At 72.6% G+C, this 15,442-nt stretch carries 15 protein-coding genes and 1 pseudogene; 3 read left to right on the forward strand and 13 right to left on the reverse strand.

Translation table 11 applies throughout. The features are described 5' to 3' along the window. The 7 genes and pseudogenes from RIN80_RS15670 to RIN80_RS15700 form a co-directional block, all read right to left on the reverse strand. Positions 1 to 1,583 (reverse strand): annotated as a pseudogene (locus RIN80_RS15670) (5,6-dimethylbenzimidazole synthase); the annotation flags it as partial. Positions 1,584 to 1,962: 379 nt separating this feature from the next. Then, positions 1,963 to 3,183 (reverse strand): precorrin-6y C5,15-methyltransferase (decarboxylating) subunit CbiE, encoded by a 1,221-nt coding sequence (cbiE, locus tag RIN80_RS15675; RefSeq protein WP_309096211.1) that lies wholly within the window; start codon positions 3,181 to 3,183, stop codon positions 1,963 to 1,965. A gap of 144 nt (positions 3,184 to 3,327) precedes the next feature. Then, positions 3,328 to 3,960, reverse strand: a complete 633-nt coding sequence (locus RIN80_RS15680) for a GNAT family N-acetyltransferase (RefSeq protein ID WP_309096212.1) — start codon at positions 3,958 to 3,960, stop codon at positions 3,328 to 3,330. Positions 3,961 to 4,099: 139 nt separating this feature from the next. Next, entirely contained in the window at positions 4,100 to 4,921 is an 822-nt protein-coding gene (locus RIN80_RS15685) for a MetQ/NlpA family ABC transporter substrate-binding protein (protein WP_309096213.1), read from the reverse strand. Positions 4,922 to 4,983: 62 nt separating this feature from the next. Then, entirely contained in the window at positions 4,984 to 5,691 is a 708-nt protein-coding gene (locus RIN80_RS15690) for a methionine ABC transporter permease (RefSeq protein ID WP_309096214.1), read from the reverse strand. Next, the gene (locus tag RIN80_RS15695) at positions 5,688 to 6,722 is read right to left on the reverse strand and encodes an ATP-binding cassette domain-containing protein (RefSeq protein ID WP_309096215.1); all 1,035 of its coding nucleotides are present in this window, start codon (positions 6,720 to 6,722) and stop codon (positions 5,688 to 5,690) included. The genes RIN80_RS15690 and RIN80_RS15695 overlap by 4 nt, the downstream gene beginning before the upstream one ends. A 376-nt stretch (positions 6,723 to 7,098) precedes the next feature. Beyond that, positions 7,099 to 7,749 carry an HAD-IA family hydrolase gene (locus RIN80_RS15700; RefSeq protein WP_309096216.1) on the reverse strand — a complete coding sequence of 217 codons (651 nt, stop codon included), beginning with the start codon at positions 7,747 to 7,749 and terminating at the stop codon, positions 7,099 to 7,101. A 69-nt stretch (positions 7,750 to 7,818) separates the two neighbouring features. Here RIN80_RS15700 and RIN80_RS15705 point away from each other — a divergent pair, with 69 nt between their 5' ends. Further along, positions 7,819 to 8,178, forward strand: coding sequence for a hypothetical protein (locus tag RIN80_RS15705; protein ID WP_309096217.1), 360 nt, complete (start codon positions 7,819 to 7,821; stop codon positions 8,176 to 8,178). Then, complete coding sequence (locus tag RIN80_RS15710) at positions 8,159 to 8,587, forward strand: hypothetical protein (RefSeq protein WP_309096218.1); 429 nt, start codon at positions 8,159 to 8,161, stop codon at positions 8,585 to 8,587. Before RIN80_RS15705 ends, RIN80_RS15710 begins: the two co-directional genes overlap by 20 nt. 69 nt (positions 8,588 to 8,656) lie before the next feature. Here RIN80_RS15710 and RIN80_RS15715 read toward each other — a convergent pair whose 3' ends face one another. The 3 genes from RIN80_RS15715 to RIN80_RS15725 form a co-directional block, all read right to left on the reverse strand. Next, positions 8,657 to 9,154 (reverse strand): GNAT family N-acetyltransferase, encoded by a 498-nt coding sequence (locus RIN80_RS15715; protein WP_309096235.1) that lies wholly within the window; start codon positions 9,152 to 9,154, stop codon positions 8,657 to 8,659. A 57-nt stretch (positions 9,155 to 9,211) separates the two neighbouring features. Beyond that, positions 9,212 to 9,706: a sigma-70 family RNA polymerase sigma factor gene (locus RIN80_RS15720; protein ID WP_309096219.1), complete on the reverse strand. Its 495-nt coding sequence runs from the start codon at positions 9,704 to 9,706 to the stop codon at positions 9,212 to 9,214. A gap of 88 nt (positions 9,707 to 9,794) precedes the next feature. After that, positions 9,795 to 10,955, reverse strand: coding sequence for a glycerophosphodiester phosphodiesterase (locus RIN80_RS15725; protein WP_309096220.1), 1,161 nt, complete (start codon positions 10,953 to 10,955; stop codon positions 9,795 to 9,797). 387 nt (positions 10,956 to 11,342) lie between these two features. On the opposite strand from RIN80_RS15725, the gene RIN80_RS15730 reads away from it, so the two are divergent. Then, entirely contained in the window at positions 11,343 to 12,017 is a 675-nt protein-coding gene (locus tag RIN80_RS15730) for a 1-acyl-sn-glycerol-3-phosphate acyltransferase (protein ID WP_094057175.1), read from the forward strand. Positions 12,018 to 12,090: 73 nt separating this feature from the next. On the opposite strand, the gene RIN80_RS15735 is transcribed toward RIN80_RS15730, so the two are convergent. The 3 genes from RIN80_RS15735 to RIN80_RS15745 all read right to left on the reverse strand — a co-directional run bounded on the left by RIN80_RS15735 (position 12,091) and on the right by RIN80_RS15745 (position 15,228). Further along, a complete protein-coding gene (locus RIN80_RS15735) occupies positions 12,091 to 13,623 on the reverse strand; it encodes an MFS transporter (protein WP_309096221.1) in 1,533 nt (510 codons plus the stop codon). After that, entirely contained in the window at positions 13,620 to 14,171 is a 552-nt protein-coding gene (locus RIN80_RS15740; RefSeq protein WP_309096222.1) for a helix-turn-helix domain-containing protein, read from the reverse strand. Before RIN80_RS15740 ends, RIN80_RS15735 begins: the two co-directional genes overlap by 4 nt. Before the next feature lie 85 nt (positions 14,172 to 14,256). Continuing rightward, positions 14,257 to 15,228: an aldo/keto reductase gene (locus RIN80_RS15745; RefSeq protein WP_309096223.1), complete on the reverse strand. Its 972-nt coding sequence runs from the start codon at positions 15,226 to 15,228 to the stop codon at positions 14,257 to 14,259. Between the last annotated feature and the right edge of the window lie 214 nt (positions 15,229 to 15,442).

Consider the following 15,442-nt stretch of genomic DNA (forward strand, 5'->3'; position numbering starts at 1 on the left):
GCCTCCTCGCCCGGCACCTGTCCCGGCGCGGACACGGCAGCGGCCTCGGCGGAGATCTCGGCAGGGTCCGGGACCTCGGCGGGGGCCGGGACCTCGGCAGGGTCCGGGACCTCGGCAGGGTCCGGGATCTCGGCGGGGTCCGGCTGGGCGGCCGTGTCCGGACCGGCGGGGGCGGGCTCACCGGCAGCGGGCTGCGCGGACACGGCCTGCGCGGCCTCGACGCCGATTTCCTCGGGCGCGTCCGGAGCCGCAGCGGCGGGGGCAGGGGCGACCACCGCGTCCTGCACGGGGGCGGCGACCTGAGCCGCCTCCGGCGAAACAGCAGCGGAGTCATCCGCGACGGCCGCGCCCTGATCGGACTCTGCACCGGCCACCTGTCCCGCGTCCGGGCCAACGCCCACCGCGGGAGCGGCAACGACCGCGTCCTGCGCGTGGGCGGCGTCGGCGAGCCGAGCCGCTGCCTCCGGGGAAGGGGCGGCGGAGTCCACCGCGGCCTCCGTGCCCTGCGCCGCCTCAGCACCGGCGGCCGGCTCCGGGCTCGCGGGGACAGCCGCGACCGCCGCGGGCCGCCCGGCCTCGGCGGCAACCGTCTGTTCGGCGCCCGGCCCGGCGGTCGTGGCCTGCCCGGGCACCATCTGCCCGGCCTCGTCGGTCTGCGCGAACACCGCAGGTCCGGCCTCGGACACCTGCGCCGCCACCCCCTGCGGGGCCTCGGACACCTGCGCCTGCGCCAGCTGCGCGGCAGCCGCAGGCCCCGCCCCGGCGACCTCCGCCGCCTCCGCCGGCCCGGCCTCGGCCACCTGGCCCCCAGCGGCCTGCGGAGCCTCGACCACGGCCTGCCGCGCCTCCGCCACCTGAGCGGGAGCCGCGGGCCCCGCCTCAGCGACCTGCGCGGCGGCCGCGGGCCCCGCCTCGACACCCTGCGGCGCGGAAGCCGCCGGGTCCGCCTCGGGTGCCTGTGCCGGGATCGGCCGGCCCGCCTCGGCCGCCACGCGGGGCACCACGGCCTGGGCCGCACCCGCCGGCTCCGGGGTCGGAACAACCGTTTCGGCAGGCGCCGCCCCGGCGCTCGCCTGGGGTTGCGGTACGGGCTGTGCCCCCCAGGGCGCCGCCGGGGCGGAGGGGGTCTGCGCGGCGCGCGGGGCGTCGAGGTACTCGGGGCCCGGCGACGGCGCGGGCTGACGCACCGGCGCGTCCGCGGGGCCGCGGTCGGCCAGGGAGCGGACCGGGCTGGCGGAGCTGTCCGGCAGTGGCGGCCCGAGGTGCAGCGGCCGGCGCGGCGTGATGGGCGGGATCGGCGGCGGGTCGGGCAGGCGGACGCCGCCGAGGTCGACGGAGCCGCTGTCGCGGCCGGAGAGCTCGTGCGGGCCCGGCTGGTGCACGGTCTCGACGACGGGTTCCGGCGCGGGCGGGGCGACCTCGTGGCCCCAGGCGCCCTGGGCGCCCGGCAGCAGCAGGAGGTCTTCGTCCTCGGCAGGGGTCTCGGAGAGGTAGGTGTACGAACCGTGCGCGGCGCCCGGCTGTTCCACCATGCCTGAGTTCTCCGGCAGTCCCTCGCCCGGGACCTGGCCGGTGTCGGTCATGCGTACCCCTCGCCCATCGGTTAGTGCTCCTACGACCAGCTCACCCGGAACGGCGCACCGACCGCCCCACAGTGAAGAACGAGCGTGCGTCCCCAGCGGCACGAACGGCCCGCCCGGAAAAGGCGACAAAGCCATTCACTGGCATTGTTGCGGCCGTGGCACCCCCACGGCAGCTTGATCCGCGACGGTTCCGCTGTGGACTGCGCCACGTTGCGCGTCCTCCGGTTCTGCCGTACCACACTCACCCCAAAACGGGCGGGTCTTCCGGACATTGACCGACGAACTGCCGGACGTCCGCGTGCGGTGCAGCGATCGGCCAGCCTACCGCGCGCAGTACGACAAACCGATCACGGGGACGGTCACGTGGGCGTCCGCGGAGTCAGGCGCCGCGCTTCGGCAGAACGCCGCTGAGCAGGAACGCGACGCTCCGCTCCTTCTCCGACCAGGCCCGGGTGTCGAGTTCGACCGACTGCAGCAGGGCGCACTCGACGCCGTAGCCGTGCTCCGTCAGGTCGCGGCCGATGAGTTCGGCGGCGTCGCGGGTGGCGGCGTGCGTGACGATGCGCTGCGGGCGCCGGTCGGCGACCGCCGAGACGACGGCCGCTCCCCCGCCGCCGACGCGGACGACGTCCGGTTCGGGGAGGTTCTCCAGGACGTGCGGGGCGGTGCCGTGCACGATCTGGAGCTGGACGCCGAGGCGCCGGGCCGTCGCGTCGGTGCGGGCGCAGGCGGCCGGGTCGCTGTCGACGGCGAGGACGGCGGCGCCGGCGCGTGCCGCCTCGACGGCGAAGGCGCCGCTGCCGCAGCCGATGTCCCACACGAGGTCGCCGACGCGGGGCCCGAGGCGCGCGAGTTGGGAGGCGCGCAGCAGCTGGGTCTCGCCCTCGCCGAGGTCGCCGCCGTAGGCCTCGGCGGGCAGGGACCAGCCGCGCGGACCGGCGGAGGGGTCGCGGCCGGCGAGCCAGCCGCCGGTCTCCCCGGCCGTGTCGGGGCGGGTCGGGCCACCGAGGACGATGACGACGTTGGGGTCGCGCCAGGTGTGGTCGGCGGCCTTGTCGGAGGTGACGATCGTGACGCGTTCGTGGTCGGTGCCGAGCTCCTCGCAGATGACGAAGGAGCGGTGGACCCCTTCGAGGAGCAGGCCGAGTTCGGCGGGGCCGGCACCCGGTGAGGTGAGCACCGCCACCTTGGGGTGGGCGCGGCACACGTTCACGGCGCGGCGCAGCGTGCGGGGGTGTGCGACGACCACTTCCGCGTCGTCCCAGGGCATGCCGGCGCGGGCGAAGGCGGTGGCGACGGAGGAGACGGCGGGGACGACCTCCACCTCCAGGCCGAACTCGGGGGCGCGCAGGGTGCGTACGATGCCGAAGAAGCCGGGGTCGCCGTCGGCGAGCACGACGGCCGTGCCGCGATGGGCGGCGATGCGGCGCGCGGCGAGGGCGACGCTGCCGAGGCGGATGCGCTCGGCGCCCGCGGGTACCTCGGGGAGTGCCAGGTGGTGGGCGGCGCCCGCCACGAGTGTCGCGGCGCCCAGCGCGGCGCGTGCCGCGGTGGTCAGCGGCGAACCGTCCCAGCCGATCACCGTGACCCGGTCGGCCATCGTCGTCAGTCTCCAGGGGTTTGCGCAGGTCGTCTGTGTGTCGTGTCGGGGTGCGGCCCGCGTGCGGGCTCCGTGAGGGTACCCAATCGAGGTCGCGGCGATAGCGCCGGTGCCTCCTCACCGTCGGGCGCCGGGTGGTTCCGGTCAGTTCCAGTCGCCGAAGGACGTGAAACCGCCGGGCAGCTGGTCGCCGACGCCCTCCAGGTCCTCGGGGAGCAGGCTCCAGACGATGAGGTCGGTGCGCACCTCGGTCCATTCGCCGCTGTCGGTGCGGGTCCGCGCTATCCAGGCGCCGCGCAGCACGCCCTCGCTGATGCAGCCGATCTTCTGGGCCACCTGCTGGGAGGCGGTGTTGTCGGCGGCGGTGCGCAGTTCGAGGCGCTCGAACTTCTGGTCGTCGAACAGCCAGCGCGCGGTGACGAGCGCGGCCTCGGAGGCGTAGCCCTCGCCGCGGGCCCAGGGGGCGATGACGTAGGACATCTCGCTGGAGCGGATGCGCCAGTCGGTGTTCTTGAGGTGCACGACGCCGACCAGGCGCTGGGTGAGGAACTCGGTGACGGCGAAGACGATGCCGCGGCCCCCGGTCCGTTCGGCGGGGGCCTGTTCGGTGATCCAGGTGCGGGCGTGGGCCTCGGTGTAGGGGTGCGGGACGGAGGTCCAGGCGGTGACGAGCTCGTCGTTCATCATGTCGGCGAACGCCTGGACGTCCGGCTCCTCGAAGGGGCGCAGGACCAACCGCTCCGTGCTGATGGAGACGTTGGGGAAGGTGCTCGTCATGCGCCGCTCCGTAACCTTCGGGAACCTTCGGGGCCTGCTGAACTGCCCAGCATGCAGCATGAAAGCACTGATCCGCACCACGGGGCCCTCCCCCGCCGGGTGAGGGCGGACCCCGTGCTCAGGGCTGCCGGGTGCGGGCTCAGAAGGAGGCGAGCACGGAGCCGGCGTACTTGTCCTGGATGAACTTCTTCACCTCGGGCGAGGTGAGGAGCTTCGCGAGCTTCTTCACGCGCGGGTCGTCCTCGTTGCCCTTCTTCACGGCGAGGAAGTTGCCGTAGGGGTTGTTCTTCGGCGACTCCAGGACGAGGGCGTCCTGCGCGGGCTTCAGGTCGGACTCGATGGCGTAGTTGCCGTTGACGACGGCGGCGTCCACGTCGTCCAGGGAGCGCGGGGTCTGGGCCGCCTCCAGCTCCTTGAACTTCAGGTTCTTGGGGTTCTTGGTGATGTCCGAGGGGGTCGCCTCGTTGCCGACGCCCGCCTTGAGGGTGATGAGCCCGTTGGCGGCGAGGAGCTTGAGGGCGCGGGCCTCGTTGACGGTGTCGTTGGGGATGGCGACGGTCGCACCGCTCTTCAGGTCGTCGGCCTTCTTCACCGTGCGGGAGTAGAGGCCGAGCGGCTCCAGGTGAACCGTGACGACGGGCACGATGTCGGTGCCGTTCTTCTTGTTGAAGTCGTCGAGGTACGGCTTGTTCTGGAAGTAGTTGGCGCCGACGGAGCCGTCCTGGGTCGCCGTGTTGGGCGTGACGTAGTCGGTGAATTCCTTGACCTCGAGGTCCAGGCCCTCCTTCTTCGCCAGGTTGTCCTTCACGTAGGTGAGGATCTCGGCGTGCGGGACGGGGCTGGCGGCGACGATCAGGGGTCCGTCGGTGGCGGAGGAGCTGTCGCCGCCGCAGGCGGTGAGCCCGAGGGTGAGGGCTCCGGCGGCGAGGACGGCAGTGGTGATCTTGGCGGTGTTACGCACGAAAAGTGCCTTTCCTTATGACCTTGCGAGGATGCGGCCCCGTCGTGGGTGAACGGGGGGGTTCAGGAGGCGGCTTTGAGCAGCCGCAGTTTCGGGGCGGGCCCCGAGTGGGCGCCGCGCCGGTGCAGGGAGCGGGCCGCGTAGTCGCCGGCGAACTGGATGAGGGAGATGACGACGGCGAGGATCGCGACGGTGATCCACATCAGCCCGGTCTCGAAGCGCTGGTAGCCGTAGCGGATGGCGATGTCGCCGAGGCCGCCGGCGCCGACCGTCCCCGCCATGGCCGAGTAGCCGATGAGGGCGACGATGGTGGTGGTGGTGCTGGAGATCAGCGACGGCAGGGACTCGGGGACGAGGACCTTGCGGACGATGGTCCAGGTGTTGCCGCCCATGGCCTGCACGGCCTCGACGAGTCCGTGGTCCACCTCGCGCACGGCCGTCTCGACCAGCCGCGCGAAGAACGGGATGGCGCCGACGGCGAGCGGCACGATGGCGGCCTCGCGGCCGATGGTCGTGCCGGTGATCCAGCGGGTGAAGGACATCAGCGCGACCATCAGGATGATGAACGGCAGGGAGCGGGCGATGTTCACGACCTGCCCGATGACCTTGTTGGCGGCGAGGTTCTGCAGCAGGCCGCCGCGGTCGGTGAGGACCAGCAGGATGCCGAGCGGGAGGCCGCCGACGACGGCGATGAGCGTGGACCAGCCGACCATGTAGAGCGTGTCCCAACACGCCTGCTCCAGCAGCGGCTGCATCTCGGACCAGGTCACTTGGCACCTTCCTTCACCAGCGCGGACTCGTGGCCCGGGACGTCGATCTGCAGGCCCTTCTCACGCAGGAAGCCGATCGGCACGACGTTGTCCTCGTAGCGGCCGGGCAGTTCGATGCGCATCCGGCCGACCTGGAGGCCGCCCACGGTGTCGATGGCGGCGCCGAGGATCGAGATGTCGATGTTGTAGGTGCGGGCGAGCTGCGAGATGACGGGCTGGGTGGCGCTCTCGCCCTGGAAGGTGACGTCGACGACGGTGCGGTTCTCGCCGGAGGCCTCGCCGTCGAGCGGGAACAGCGCGGCGGCCAGTTCCGAGCCGGGGGTGGCCAGGAGTTCGCTGACCGTGCCGGACTCGACGATGCGGCCGTTCTCCATGAGCGCGGCCGAGTCGCAGACCGACTTCACGACGTCCATCTCGTGCGTGATGAGCAGCACGGTCAGGCCCAGCTGCCGGTTCAGGTCGCGCAGCAGCGAAAGGATCGACCGGGTGGTCTCCGGGTCGAGGGCGCTGGTGGCCTCGTCGGAGAGGAGCACCTTGGGGTCGCCGGCGAGGGCGCGGGCGATGCCGACGCGCTGCTTCTGGCCGCCGGAGAGCTGGGCCGGGTAGGACCCCGCCTTGTCGGCGAGGCCGACCAGGTCGAGCAGTTCCAGGGCCTTGCGGGAGCGCTCCCTGCCACTCTTGCCGAGGATCTCCAGGGGCAGTTCGACGTTGTCCTGGACGGTCCGGGAGGACAGCAGGTTGAAGTGCTGGAAGACCATGCCGATGCGGCTGCGCGCCCGGCGCAGTTCCCTCCCGGCGCGCGGGCCGCGGCCGGCCAGGGCGGTGAGGTCCTGCCCGTCGACGCTCACGGTGCCGGAGGTGGGGCGTTCCAGCAGGTTGACGCAGCGGATGAGCGAGGACTTGCCGGCGCCGGACTGGCCGATGACGCCGTACACCTCGCCTTCGCGGACGTGCAGGTCGACGCCGTCCAGGGCGGTGACCTCGCGGCCGCGTGCACGGTAGACCTTGGTGAGGTCCGTGGTGGTGATCACGTGGGTTTCCGTCACAGTCGAGTGCGCGGGCGTGGGTGGTCCCGGGCACGGGTGCGTTCGTTCGGGGACGCGGCACGGTTCTCGCTGGGGCGTGGAACCGGAGAGAACATGTGCGCGGGGCGGCTCGGTGTCACGCGGCGCTCAGCGCGCGCGGACGGGCCGCGGTCTCGCTTCGGGGCGCGAGCTCGGGGGTGGTGCGGGGGCCCTCTAGCAGGCGCACATTCGACACATACAACGAGCACCGGGCGTCATGGTCGCCTCGGTCGCGGGAATGCGGTCGCTCGTCGTGGTCATGCGGTCAGTAAAACACGTGTACGGTCCCGACAAGCCGCCGCTGTCCGGATGCTGGACAGCGGTGGACAGGGGCGGCCGTCGGTCAGGGGCGCTCGGCGATCTCCACGCCCTCCTCGGTGACCAGTGCGGACAGGGCCGACAGGTCCTTCACGACCAGGTCGGCCCGGAGTTCGTGGGCCTGGTGGGTTGTGGTCAACGCCACGGTCGTCATGCCGGCGGCGCGGCCGGCCGCGAGGCCCGCGGGGGCGTCCTCGAAGACGACGCAGTGGGCGGGGTCGACGCCGAGGGCGCGGGCGGCGAGCAGGTACGGCTCGGGGTCGGGCTTGCCTCGGGTGACGTCGTCGGCGGTGACGAGCGTCTTGGGCAGGACGCCGACGGCGTCGAGCCGGGCCTCGGCGAGCCGCCGGGTGGCGGAGGTGACGACGGCCCAGCGGTCGGCCGGCAGGGCGTCGAGGAAGGCGCGGGTGCCGGGCAGCAGGTGCACACCGCCGTTGGGGACGTCGTCGACCTCCAGGTCCTCGATCCGGGCGACGGCCTCCGGCACGATCTCGGCCGGCAGCAGGTCGGCGGCTATCTCGGCGGCCGGACGGCCGTGCAGCTCGGTCCGCGCGAACTCCTCGGGCGTGATCCCGTACTCCGCGGCCCACCGGGCCCAGCAGCGGTCCACCGAGGCGAGGGAGGAGACCAGGGTTCCGTCGTTGTCGAACAGCAGGGCGTGCGCGCGGATCTTCATGGACTCGACCCTACGGTGCGGGCCAGGGGCGGAGGCATCGGGCCTTTTCGGCCGTAATAAGGTCGCTGCATGCTCACTGTCCTGACGCTGGTGACCGGCGTCGCCGCGCTGCTGCTCGCCGCCTGGTGCGGCTGGGCGGCCTACCGTGACCAGCCGACGAAGGACTGGCACTTCATCGGGATGGCCGTGGTCACCCTGCTGTCGCTGGTCCAGCTGGTGGTGGGGATCGTGCTGCTGGCGCAGGGCGGGAAGCCGGAGCAGGGCACGACGATCTTCGTGGCGTATCTGCTGGGGGCGTTCGCGTGTGTGCCGGCCGCGGGGTTCATGTCGCTGGCCGAGCGGACCCGGTGGGGTTCGGTGACGGTCGCCGCGGGCGGCGTGGTGCTGGCGGTGCTGGAGGTGCGGCTCTATGACATCTGGGCAGGCTGAGGTGAGCCGCCGGCGGCTGGCGTCCGGCCCGGGGACGCTGCTGGTGTGGCTCTACGGCGTGATGGTCGTGGGCGCGGTGTCGCGCTCGGCGTACCAGATCGCGACCGAGTTCGACCGGGCGCCGCTGGCGTACGCGCTGTCGGCCGTGGCCGGTGTGGTGTACGGGTTCATCACGTACTCGCTGGTGCGGGGCGGGGAGACGGCGCGGAGGGTGGCCCTGGCGTGTTGTGCCGCCGAGTTGGCGGGGGTGCTGACGGTGGGGACGTGGACGCTGATCGAGCCGTCGGCGTTCCCGGACGCGACCGTCTGGTCCGACTTCGGCATGGGCTACCTCTTCATCCCCGTGCTCTTGCCGCTGTCGGCGATCTACTGGTTGCGCAGGGGTGCGCCTCGGGGGGATGCCGCCTGAGGTTCGTCAGGCGGCCCCGGGCCGTGTGTGGTCGCTCGCGCAGTTCCCCGCGCCCCTGAGGGGCGAAGGTCAAGCCGTCGCCGCGTAGGTGCCGGCCGGCTTCTCCAGGACGATCATCGGTACGCCGTCCGCGCCCTGCAGCGTGCCCACCGTCTCGTAGCCGACCTTGCGGTAGAGGCGGAGGTTGCCCTCGCTGCGGTGGCCCGTGTGCAGGCGGAAGCGGGTCGCGCCGTGCTGGTCGGCCAGGGCCGCCTCGGCCGCGCGGAGCAGACGGGCGCCGATGCCGTGCCCCTGGAGGCGGGGGTGGACGCAGAGCTTGCCGATCGCGGCGGCGCCGTCCTCGGTGACCGAGCCGCGGACCGAGCCGACGACCTCCTCACCGAGCCGGGCGACGAAGACGCAGTCCCGGGCGACCTCCTGGCGGACCGAGTCGAGGGTTTGGACCAGCGGGTCGATGCGGTAGTTCCCGTACAGCGCCGCCTCCGTCTGGAAGCACAGGTACTGCAGCCTGAAGATCTGCTCCGCGTCCTGCTCGGTCGCCGCAGAGATGGTCACGCTCATGCCCATGTGCGCACGCCTCCCGCTCATCTGATCACCGGTGGTTCCTCACTCCTATCCCCGTCCTCAGCGGGCCGCAACCTCCGGTGTGAGCAATCTGCGCAGACATCCCAGGCATCTGGAACGTTCCGGGCCAAGACTCCCCTGTGAGATACCCAACTCCCCTGCGATTTCCCGGTATGTCAGGTCCTTGGGCGACAGCAGGGCCTCCATCAGCCGGGGGCAGCGGCCCGGGAGGCGGCGCACGGCCTCGCGCAGGACCCGGCCGCGGGCCGCGGCGAGGGCCAGTTCCTCGGGGCCGCTGCCGCCGTCGTCGACCGGTTCGATGGCGTACGGCCGTTCGAGGCGGCTCGTGCGGCGACTGCGGCGCACCTCGGAGCGGACGGCCCGGCGCAGCCATTCCCCGGGGTCGGGCGGCGGGCCGTCGGCGTCGAGGCGCTCCAGCAGGCGGAGCCAGACCGCCTGTTCCAGATCGCCGGGCTCGGTTCCGGCGGCATATGCCTCCGCGGAGGCCTCGGCGGTGAGCAGGGGGCCCAGGGCGGTGACCAGGTCGTGCGTCATATGCGGAGCGACGCGGCCGCCCGGGCGGCGGGTTGCCCGGGCGGCCGAACCTCACTCGAACGGTGGGTGCGCGCTCACGTCTTGACGCTCAGCCGTTGCGGAAGTCCTCCCTGGCCAGCAGGCCGGTGTCGGGCTGGTCGGTGAAGACGCCGTCGATGCCGGTCGCGAAGTAGCTCCGGTACGCGCCGAAGACGTCGCCGTAGGCGTCCGGGTCCGTGCCCTTGCGGAAGTCCGCGGGCAGGAAGGGGTTCTCGTTGCGCAGGGTGTACGGGTGCAGGATCAGCCCGACCTTGTGGGCGTCGGCGACGAGCGTGGTCGGGCGGGTGAGGTTGCCCTTGGCGTCGCGCGGGATGATCAGGTCCAGGGTCGGTCCGATGCCCTGCGCGTAGGAGGCGATCTCCCTGAGGCCGGCCGGCTTGACCAGGTCGGCCACCGTGCGCGGGTCGCCGGTCTCGACGAAGTCCCAGGGGCGGGAGCCGGCCGACGACAGCAGGACCACCAGCGGGTTGTCGACGAGCTTGTTCAGGCGCTCGATGCTGGTCGGCTCGAACGACTGCAGGATGACCGGGGAGGTGCGCCGGTCCTTGCGGTACTTGCGCAGCAGCTTGGCGACGCGCTCCTCCAGGGGCAGGCCCTGCTTGCGGAAGTAGGTGGGGTGCTTGAGCTCGGGGTAGATCCACACCTGCTTGCCGCGCTTGCGGGTCTGCTCGTCCTGCCAGCGCAGGACCTCCTCGAAGGTGGGGATCTCCCAGCGCCCGTCGTAGAGGGTGTTGTGCGGGCGGTTGGCCGGGATGCGCTCGGTCGCGCGCAGGGTCTTCAGCTCGGCGAGCGTGAAGTCCTCGGTGAACCAGCCGGTGGTGGAGACGCCGTCGAGCAGCTTGGTCTTCCGGCGGTCGGCGAACTCGGGGTGGGCGGCGACGTCGGTGGTGCCGCCGATCTCCGGCTCGTGACGGCAGACCAGGTGGCCGTCCTTCGTCGGGACCAGGTCGCCCGCCTCGACGATGTCGGCACCCATGTCGAGGGCCAGTTGGTAGGAGCCGAAGGTGTGCTCCGGGCGGTAGCCGCTGGCGCCGCGGTGGCCGATGATCGTCGGCTTGGGCAGGCTGCGCAACCCCCCGCCGCCGCGCCCGTCGGCTCTGGCCGTGCCGGTCGTGCCGAGGACCGCTCCGCCGGCGCCGAGCACCGCCGCGCCGAGCAGGGCCCGCCGTCCGGTCCCACCCGTGATTTCGTTCGACTCCTGCGTTCCCATGAGCGCCCTTCCTGCCGTCGGCTCGTCAGTGCGGGCCGATCGTAGGGGCGCGTACGTGACCGGCGGGAGACCGCGCGCGGAACACGCGGGTGACGGCGGATGTCACTAGGGGCCGGTGAGGGAGGTGAACTGACGGCTTGTCGCGTCCGGCTCGATTCGGCGCGGCCGTTCCGGGAACGCGTCCCGCAAGGCCCGGGGGCGATGTGCGTCACACCATGTCGACCGCGTTACGGACCGTCGGCGGCACGCCACCGCAGGTAAACACGCGTCAACAGTGCGTAAGGCCTCGGTGAAGTCGCCGTGCCCGATGTGCGCGACCCCGGGGCCCGCGAGTATCGTCCTCACCTGCACAGACTCATAGTGAATCCCTTGACACCGGAGGGCCCGTTGTCCCGCTTCGCGCTCATCAAGGCAGTGCTCGGCCCGGTCATGCGCCTGATGTTCCGCCCACAGGTGGAGGGCGCGGAGCACATTCCCGGCGACGGTCCCGTCATCCTGGCCGGAAACCACCTGACGTTCATCGACTCGATGATCCTGCCGCTGGTCTGCGACCGTCAGGTCTTCTTCATCGGCAAGGACGAGTACGTGACCGGCAAGGGCCTCAAGGGCCGGCTGATGGCCTGGTTCTTCACCGGCGTCGGCATGATCCCGGTGGACCGTGACGGGGGCCGGGGCGGGGTCGCCGCGCTGATGACCGGGCGCCGGGTGCTGGAGGAGGGGCGGGTGTTCGGCATCTACCCCGAGGGCACGCGCTCGCCCGACGGGCGGCTGTACCGGGGGCGGACCGGGATCGCCCGCCTGACCCTGATGACCGGGGCGCCCGTGGTGCCGTTCGCGATGATCGGCACGGACAAGCTGCAGCCGGGCGGGGCGGGGCTGCCCCGGCCGGGCAAGGTCACCGTGCGCTTCGGCGAGGCGATGGAGTTCTCCCGCTACGAGGGGATGGACCGGGACCGGTACGTGCTGCGGGCGGTGACCGACTCGGTGATGGCCGAGGTCATGCGGTTGTCGGGGCAGGAGTACGTGGACATGTACGCGAGCAAGGCGAAGGAAGCGGCCTAGCCTCCGGGTACCACCGGCCGGCCACGCCCGCGCCCCTGAGGGGTCACCCTCAGGGGCGTTCTCACGTGGCGGATCAGCCGTGGGCCGCGCCGCTCTCCAGCTTCTGTCCCCGCAGCAGGAACCACGCCGCGGCCGAGGCGGCCAGCAGGACGGCCGCGCCGACGCCCGCCGCGAGCGTCAGCCCGTCGACGAAGGCCGTGCGGGCCGCGTCCAGCATCACGGCGGCGCGGTGCGCGGGCATGCCCGCGGCGGCCTCGACCGCGCCGCCCAGCGACTCGTGAGCGGCGGCCGGTGTGCCCGCGGGCCCGGTGAAGTCGCGGTAGACGCCGGTCACGATCGAGCCGAGCACGGCGATCCCGAGGGCGGCGCCGAGTTCGTACGCCGTCTCGGACACGGCGGACGCGGAGCCGGCCTGCTCCTTGGGCACGCTGGAGAGGATGACGTCGGCGGTCACGGTGAAGGAGAAGCCCGCCCCGACGCCGACGACCAGCAGCGCCGCCCCCAGCAGCGGGTAGCCGGTGGACTGGCCGATCACGGTGAGCGCGGCCAGCGCGAGTCCGATCGCCGCGAGCCCGCCGGAGACGACGGCGCGCACCGAGAGGCGGCGGGCCGCACGCCCCGCGATGAGACCGGCCACCACCGCGCCGACGGCGGCGGGCAGTTCGGCCAGACCCGCCTCGAACGGGCGTCTGCCCTGCACGAGTTGCAGGTACTGCGAGAGGAAGAACACCAGCCCGGACAGGCCGAGGATGGTCAGCAGGTCGGCGAGCACCGCCCCGCTGAAACCGCGGTTGCGGAAGAGTCGCATGTCCAGCAGCGGTGAGGGGAGCCGCAGTTGGCGGCGGACGAACCCGTACAGGGCCGCCGCGCCCAGCAGGCCGGCGGCCGCCGTGCTCCAGGCGAAGCCGTGTGTCGCCGCTTCCTTGACGGCGTAGACGACGCCGATCATGCCGACCAGGGACAGCACGACGCTGATCAGGTCCCAGGGGCCGGGGTTCGTGGTGCGCGACTCGGGCAGCAGCCTGATGCCGACGAGGACCAGCACGACCATCACGGGCAGGTTGATCAGGAAGACCGAGCCCCACCAGAAGTGCTCCAGGAGGAAGCCGCCGACGATCGGCCCGACGGCCGTACCGGCCGAGGCCGTCGCGCCCCAGATGCCGACGGCGAGGCTGCGCTCGCGCGGGTCGTGGAACAGGTTGCGGATCAGGGCGAGGGTGGCCGGCATCAGGGTCGCGCCGGCGACGCCGAGCAGCGCCCGGGCGACGATCAGCGTCTCGGGCGTGCCGGCGTAGGCGTTGAGGACGGATATCGCGCCGAACGCCGTGGCGCCCACCAGCAGGATCCGCTTGCGGCCGATGCGGTCGCCGAGGCTGCCCATGGAGACGAGCAGGCCGGCGATGACGAACGAGTAGACGTCGCCGATCCACAGCAGCTGGGTGCCGGACGGTCCGAGGTCCTCGCTGATGTAGGGGGTCGCGAGACCGAGGACGGTCGCGTCGACGGCCACCAGCAGCACGGCGAGCACGAGGACGCCGAGCGCGAGCCAGCGGCCCGGGCGCTTCACCGCCTCCGTCGTGGTCGCCGGCTGCAGGGTGCTGGTCATGATTCCTCTCTCCTGAGCGCGCCGCCGAGCAACAGCTCGACGATCATGTGCGGGAAGTCCTTGGGGGCGCCCTTGCCGCTCTGCACCAGCCAGGCGCCGGAGGCCAGCAGGCCGTACAGCGCCTCGGTGAGCCAGGCCGGCGTGAGGTCGATGCGGAACTCGCCCTCGCGCTGGCCGCGCCGGAACAGGGCGGAGATCCGGTCGTCGATCAGGGCCCAGCCCGCGTTCTGTTCCTCGCCCTCGAACAGCTGGTTCTCGCTGTAGAGGAAGGCGAGCAGTCCGGCGGCGGGTTCGAGGGCGCCGACGAGCCGGCGTACGGCCTCGCTCGCCGTGCCCTCGTCCAGCCGGGCCGCGTCCAGCGCCGCCTCGCACTCGGCGATGCCGAGCGACTCCAGCGCGCGGACGAGGGCGTCACGCCCGGCGAAGTGCCGGTGCAGCGTGGCCCGGCTGATGCCGGCGGCCCTGGCGACCTCGTCCATGGTCGCGGTGGATCTGCGGGTCAGCAGGGCCGCGGCGGAGCGCAGCACGTGATCGAGGTCGACAGCCATGAGACAACGATAACCCAAATGAGACACTGGTGTCTCATTGTGGGCGTGCGTGACTCACAACTGTCGCGTCAGAGCCGTGGAGAGATCAGTGCCAGGGCAGCTGCCCGCGCCGCTCCCAGTAGGCGCGCGGCTCCTCGCCCAATGTGGCGAGGCGGGTGAGCTGGTCGTCGTCGAGGTCGACCACGGCGGCGTGCAGGTTCGAGGCGAGCTGGGCGGTGGTGGCGGCGCCGGAGAGGACGACACCGGCCCAGGGCTGCCGCAGCACGAGGGCCAGGGCGACGGCGTCGCAGCCCAGTCCGGTCTGCTCGGCGATCTCCTGGAGGACGGCCGGGGCGTGCGGCCCGGCGAGGCGCCCGTTGGCCATGCCCTCCTTGACGATCACCGTGAGGCCGGCGTCGTGCGCCTCGGCGAGGGCGGGGGCGGCGGAGGTCTCCAGCGCGTTGTACGTGGACTGCACGGTACGGAAGAGGGGTTCGCCGTCGACCGCCACGGCGAGTGCGGCGCGGATCGCCTCGGCCTGGGCCGGGCCGCTGGTGGAGAAGCCGACGGTGAGGCCCTGGGCGGCGGCCTCGGCGAGCTTCGCGTGCAGTTCCTTGTCGATGAGGGCCGGGCTGTCCGGGGTCACCGAATGGATCTGGTAGAGGTCGAGCCGGTCGCCGAGCAGCGCGTCGCTCTCGGCGCGCTGCCGTTCGTAGGTGGCGAGGGTGTGGTCCTTGACCTCGTGCGTCTCGGCGTCGGTGGCCCAGCCGGCGGTGTAGGTGTAGCCCCACTTGCTGCCCACGACGATGTCGTCCAGGCCGGGCCGTTCCTTGAGCCAGCCGGCCAGGAACTCCTCCGAGCGGCCGTAGGAGCGGGCCACGTCGAAGTAGCGGACGCCCTGGGCGTAGGCGGCGTCGAGGAGTTCGTGGGTGCGGGTGCGGAGCGCTTCGACACTGCGGTCCGCGCCGAGGTCCTCGTCCCGGCCGAGGTTGATGTAGCCGGGGCGGCCGACCGCGGCGAGGCCGAGGCCGATGTGGCAGGTGGGGGTCGTTGCTGTGGCCAGGCGGGCGAAGGGCATCGTCTGCTCCGTTCGGTCGGCTCCGGTTCGGCTCCGGTTCGGCTCCGACCCAACGTAACCCGCGATGACCTTCGCCTCGGCGCTCGGCGGTTGGCGGTTGGCGGTGTTTCGGCGAGTGCGGGTCGCCTTCGCTTGTTCGCGCAGTTCCCCGCGCCCCTGCGAGGCGTCGCCCTCAGCCCCGCCGCTTCGCCACGGCCCACTCGTGCTGGGCGGC

Origin of the sequence: Streptomyces sp. (assembly GCF_031181705.1) — a bacterium.
GTDB lineage: Bacteria > Actinomycetota > Actinomycetes > Streptomycetales > Streptomycetaceae > Streptomyces.

Excerpts from the sequence above, each read along its gene's own strand:
- RIN80_RS15715 (WP_309096235.1), bottom strand. The coding sequence starts at position 9,154 with ATGGGCATGAGCGTGACCATCTCTGCGGCGACCGAGCAGGACGCGGAG.
- RIN80_RS15710 (WP_309096218.1), top strand. The coding sequence starts at position 8,159 with ATGACATCTGGGCAGGCTGAGGTGAGCCGCCGGCGGCTGGCGTCCGGC.
- RIN80_RS15720 (WP_309096219.1), bottom strand. The coding sequence starts at position 9,706 with ATGACGCACGACCTGGTCACCGCCCTGGGCCCCCTGCTCACCGCCGAG.
- RIN80_RS15725 (WP_309096220.1), bottom strand. The coding sequence starts at position 10,955 with ATGGGAACGCAGGAGTCGAACGAAATCACGGGTGGGACCGGACGGCGG.
- RIN80_RS15745 (WP_309096223.1), bottom strand. The coding sequence starts at position 15,228 with ATGCCCTTCGCCCGCCTGGCCACAGCAACGACCCCCACCTGCCACATC.
- cbiE (WP_309096211.1), bottom strand. The coding sequence starts at position 3,183 with ATGGCCGACCGGGTCACGGTGATCGGCTGGGACGGTTCGCCGCTGACC.
- RIN80_RS15705 (WP_309096217.1), top strand. The coding sequence starts at position 7,819 with ATGCTCACTGTCCTGACGCTGGTGACCGGCGTCGCCGCGCTGCTGCTC.
- RIN80_RS15680 (WP_309096212.1), bottom strand. The coding sequence starts at position 3,960 with ATGACGAGCACCTTCCCCAACGTCTCCATCAGCACGGAGCGGTTGGTC.
- RIN80_RS15700 (WP_309096216.1), bottom strand. The coding sequence starts at position 7,749 with ATGAAGATCCGCGCGCACGCCCTGCTGTTCGACAACGACGGAACCCTG.
- RIN80_RS15740 (WP_309096222.1), bottom strand. The coding sequence starts at position 14,171 with ATGGCTGTCGACCTCGATCACGTGCTGCGCTCCGCCGCGGCCCTGCTG.
- RIN80_RS15735 (WP_309096221.1), bottom strand. The coding sequence starts at position 13,623 with ATGACCAGCACCCTGCAGCCGGCGACCACGACGGAGGCGGTGAAGCGC.